6 protein-coding genes are annotated in these 4,114 nt (G+C 59.7%); 4 read left to right on the top strand and 2 right to left on the bottom strand.

Annotated features, from left to right (window positions below; all coding sequences use genetic code 11):
• Window positions 1–147 precede the first annotated feature (147 nt).
• The 4 genes from GG26_RS13465 to GG26_RS13450 all read left to right on the top strand — a co-directional run bounded on the left by GG26_RS13465 (window position 148) and on the right by GG26_RS13450 (window position 2,095).
• Window positions 148–552, top strand: coding sequence for an NIL domain-containing protein (locus GG26_RS13465; protein WP_011431371.1), 405 nt, complete (start codon window positions 148–150; stop codon window positions 550–552).
• A gap of 108 nt (window positions 553–660) precedes the next feature.
• Complete coding sequence (gene ndhL, locus GG26_RS13460; protein WP_011431370.1) at window positions 661–882, top strand: NAD(P)H-quinone oxidoreductase subunit L; 222 nt, start codon at window positions 661–663, stop codon at window positions 880–882.
• Between the two features lie 27 nt (window positions 883–909).
• Complete coding sequence (locus tag GG26_RS13455) at window positions 910–1,251, top strand: DUF3007 family protein (protein WP_011431369.1); 342 nt, start codon at window positions 910–912, stop codon at window positions 1,249–1,251.
• A 289-nt stretch (window positions 1,252–1,540) separates the two neighbouring features.
• Window positions 1,541–2,095, top strand: a complete 555-nt coding sequence (locus tag GG26_RS13450; protein ID WP_414391146.1) for a response regulator — start codon at window positions 1,541–1,543, stop codon at window positions 2,093–2,095.
• Between the two features lie 77 nt (window positions 2,096–2,172).
• On the opposite strand, the gene GG26_RS13445 is transcribed toward GG26_RS13450, so the two are convergent.
• Together GG26_RS13445 and GG26_RS13440 are read right to left on the bottom strand one after the other, a co-directional pair.
• Window positions 2,173–3,225 carry a sensor histidine kinase gene (locus GG26_RS13445; RefSeq protein ID WP_228375346.1) on the bottom strand — a complete coding sequence of 351 codons (1,053 nt, stop codon included), beginning with the start codon at window positions 3,223–3,225 and terminating at the stop codon, window positions 2,173–2,175.
• 79 nt (window positions 3,226–3,304) lie between these two features.
• Complete coding sequence (locus GG26_RS13440; protein WP_011431366.1) at window positions 3,305–3,811, bottom strand: SAM-dependent methyltransferase; 507 nt, start codon at window positions 3,809–3,811, stop codon at window positions 3,305–3,307.
• Between the last annotated feature and the right edge of the window lie 303 nt (window positions 3,812–4,114).

Here is a 4,114-nt window from a genome sequence, read left to right as displayed (position 1 = left end):
ATTGAACCCCTTCGTCTCACCGCCTATCCTCCATCCCGCCAAGCTGCGCTGTGGCAGGAGTACCCCGGAGGTTCTGATGGCCGAACTTGGCAGTCGGCCTTGGCATACTGGAAGAGTCGTCGTACCTCAGCTACGCAAGTCAAATCCGTGCGCAAACGAGTGACCCTGATTTTTCCTCGCCACTTGGTGAATGTGCCCCTCACCTATCGTCTGGCGAAAGACTTCGATGTAGCCGCCAACATCGTCCGTGCCAGAGTAACCCCTAACGAAGTGGGCACCCTGGTGGTGGAGCTCTCGGGAGATATCGACCAGGTGGAGGCGGGGCTGGAGTGGGTGCAGTCTTTGGGCATTGAGGTGGCCGAGCGGGCTAAAGAAATTCAGATCGACCCAGATTTGTGCGTGGATTGCGGCTTGTGTACGGGCGTTTGCCCCACCGAGGCACTGAAGATTTCCGCTCCCGACTGGAAACTGGAGTTTCTGCGTAATCGCTGTGTTATGTGCGAACAATGCATCCCCACCTGCCCTGTCGGGGCCATCAGCACGAGTTTATAGCGATGAGGCGAAGAGCCGGCTAAGCCGACAAGTTCATTCACTATTACAATGCTGTAATATGACCCCGATTGGACTGGATTTGCCCAGGTTAATTCGAGGCAACTGGATATGCTCTCTACCTCGACGCTCATTGGCTTGACCTATGCTGCGCTAGCAGTTCTCTACCTGCTGGTGCTGCCGTTCTTGTTTTTGGTGTACGTGGACAAGCGCTGGAACTACAGCGGTGCCTGGGAAAAGGTGTTGATGTTTTTCCTAGTTTTGTTTTTCTTCCCCGGTATGGTGCTCGTGGCTCCCTTCATGACGTTTCGGCCCAAGCCGCGTTCGCTCTAGAGCTCGCCCTTCTGCAACCTACCAGCCATGCGCAGACGGGATGTTCTCGGCATTGGCCTAGCCCTGCTCTTGGGGGGAGGACTTCTCTACGGGCTGCTGCTTTGGGCCGGCTTAGATACGGGCGCGGCGCAGCAGGTGTCGAGTGTGGTGTTTCTGCTGGGATGCCTGGGCTGGACGGTGGGCTACCTGAAGCGGGTGTTGAGCAGGGAAATGACTCTGAAGGCCCAGTGGGCCACTTTCGAGAGGCAGCAAATCCAAGAAAAACTTCACTCCCTCTCCCCGGAGGAGTGGCAGGCCTTGCAGGCCGAGCTGGCCTCCGAAACCGAAGAGGAAGCTGAGGGTGGTTTGACCGAGCAAGGCAAGTGCTGAGGCCGCCGGGCAAGCTGTACCCAAAAACTTGTCGCAGATCGGTGGAGTTTCAGCTAGAAACTGCAGGAGCCCCGCACTGTACCCCCTCAATCCCCCCGCCCCCCTGCCCCCATATACGGGGGGTTGGGGGGGAAGGGGGGGCGGTCGGAGTCGGGTAGTTTACGTATCCAAGCGGCTGGGTCAGCCCAGCACTACCGGTATAGCTAGTTACTGTTTCTTCTCTATTGGAAATGCTACCTTGCGCCGTAGGCAAAGTTGTGAACTAAGGCAAGTCGTTTCTCTGCTCACCGTGACCAAGACCGTTCTGGTGGCTCAGGGTCAGCTTTTGCAAGCCCAGCTCTGGAAGCTGGTGCTGGAGTCTCAGCGCCATACAGTGGTGCTGGTTTCTCCTCAGGCAGATCTGGTGGAGGTGGCGGCAACTCATTCTCTGGATCTGATGGTGGTGGATATGACGACGGGGCTGTTTAACCCCTATGCCTTTTGTCGAGAGTGTCGGAGCCGGCTTCCGGATATCCCTGTGATTCTCACTCATTACCCTCGTCGCCCCATCGAGCCGGCAGAGCGGCGCTGGGCCATTTACCAGGGGGCAGCCGAGGTGATCCCCGGTTTGGCCGAAGCCGACGACATTCTCCACTCCCTCGAGCAAATTTACAAGGCAGCCAGGTGGTCTTTTCCCATCGACACGGAAGCTCTTCACGCGGTTCTCGAGCAGCTGGGTTTGTGGTCTGAAAAAGACAGCCCCCCTCCTTCCCTGTCCGTTGCAACAGAAGAACGCCAAGAGCAAACGGCTGCGCCCCCGCCGGCAAAGTATCGATTGATGTATCGGGGCCGCCCTGTCGAGTGAGCTGCAAGCGCTCCACACCACTAACGCGAAGCAGAGGGGATCCCTTGGGCGCTTTTCTCCCCTGGCGGGGTTGGGGATCAGGGCAGCACCAGCGCTAGGGTCGTGCCCTGGGATCCCGTCTCCACCAAACACAAGTCTCCTCCGTGGGCTTGCAGGATACGTTTGGCGATGTACAGCCCCAGACCTCCTGAGCCGGTCGGGTAGTGCTGGCCGGCGATGTGAATGGGTTGGGCGATGTAGGGCTGGGCCAGCTCTTCCAGGGGAGCCGGCAGGCCGGGCCCGTCATCCCGCACCTGGATCTGGCGAGGGCTGATGGTCAGCACCACCACCTGGCGGGCGTAGCGCAAGGCATTGTCCACCAGGTTCACCAGCGCCCGTTCCAGCTCGGCCTCATCGGCATTGGCCCACCCTTCTCCCTCCACTCGCAGGTCGATCCCCCGTTCTCGGGCCAGGGATCCCATGCGTTCGGCCACCCGTCGGGCCAGGGATCCCAGATCGCAAAGACGAGGATGTAGCTCGATCTCGCCCCGCTCTAGGCGGTGGGCCTCCACCATCCGCTGCACCAGGGACAGATTGCGTTGGTTCTCCTGCAAGATGCGATCCAGCAGGGCAAGCCGCTCTTCCGGCTGCAACTGCTGCTCCTGCTTGAGGGCACTTAGCAAATGCCCAAAGGCAATGAGAGGGGTTTTCAGGTCATGCACCAAGGTGGCGGTAAAGGCTTCCCGCCGCAATTGGTCAATCTGGATCTGGCGCAGCAGATGGGCAAAGGCCTGGCGCAGGATCAAAGCCTCTTGGGGATCCCCGGGGCGGAGCAGCAAATTCCAACGGGCCGGCTGGCTAATTAAGGTTTCCAGATGGCCCAGCTCGCGGGCCAGCAAGGTGAGGGGCCGCAAGATTAGGGAAGACAGGACATAGCCCACCACTGCCGATAGCCCTGCTAGCAAAGGGATCCACAGCAGCAGCAGGACAGATCCCTCGGGGCTGAGCTCTGTGCCGGGGAGGATCCACTGCACCGACAGGATGAAAACCAAGTTGGGGACAAAGGAAAGGCTGGCAATCACCAGCGCCACCTGAGTGCGCAGGCTGTGGGGGAAGCGGCGGCGCCAGAACTCAAGTAGACGGCGTCTCAAGGGGGAACGGGAGAGAGGGCTGAGTTGAATTAGGCCAGGAGCGAACAGGCAAGTCAAGAGGGCTGGCAAAAAGTGGGGGCTAAATCCGCCAGAGATAGATGGTGTAGGTGTTGATAACATCTGACACGGTGGTGGTGGCGGTGGGCGGCCAATCCCCCATATCGAAAGTGTGGGTGACCAGGCGGGCGCCAGGCCGGAGCTCGCTGCGCAGCTTGTCTCGAATCAGCAGGTGGGAGCGGGGCAGCAAATAACAGGTCACCACCGTCGCTGGCGAGAGATCCAGGGTGAGCAAGTCCTGCTGCCGAAAACTGACCCGATCCTGAACCTGAGCGGCTTGGGCCGCCTGCTGTGCCTCTAGGATGCGCTCTGGGTCGATATCCACCCCCAGGCCCCGCGTGCCGCAGCGCTGGGCTGCCCGGATAGGAATGCGGCCATCCCCACAGCCCAAGTCGTAGAGGAGATCGTCGCCCCGCACCTGCGCCAGATCCAGCATGGCGTCGATCACCAGGGGCAAGGTGCGCACGTAGGGAGCCAGGCTCTCCCTACCGGAGCGGTTCTGAATGGGTTTGAAACCACGAGGTGCCACGGTGGAGCCGGGAGAGAGCTTTCCCCCTATTTTAGGATCCCTTGGCTGCCGCCTCTTTTGCGGAGAGAGCAGAAAGCACGGTGGCAGGGATTGGGGTTCTCAATCTTAGATTTTGCGGTTCTGTTGTTATCGCGCAGTTGGCACCTTGAGGTGCTGGGGAGGCTCTTCCAGACCGCTATGGCTGGGAGCGCAGTTTTCCGTCCGTGCCGGAGTCTTGCTGAGGATTTTTGGGGTTTCCTAGCTGCAAACTGATACATTTACGCTGAACACTGCTGAGCATTACTGCTCAGCGGTGAAGCGATA

Source organism: Synechococcus sp. 'PEA 65AY6A-5F PE A', from assembly GCF_047462575.1.
Lineage (GTDB): Bacteria > Cyanobacteriota > Cyanobacteriia > Thermostichales > Thermostichaceae > Thermostichus.
Note: the sequence above shows the minus strand (reverse complement) of the source record. Positions and strands in the feature narration are given on the sequence as shown.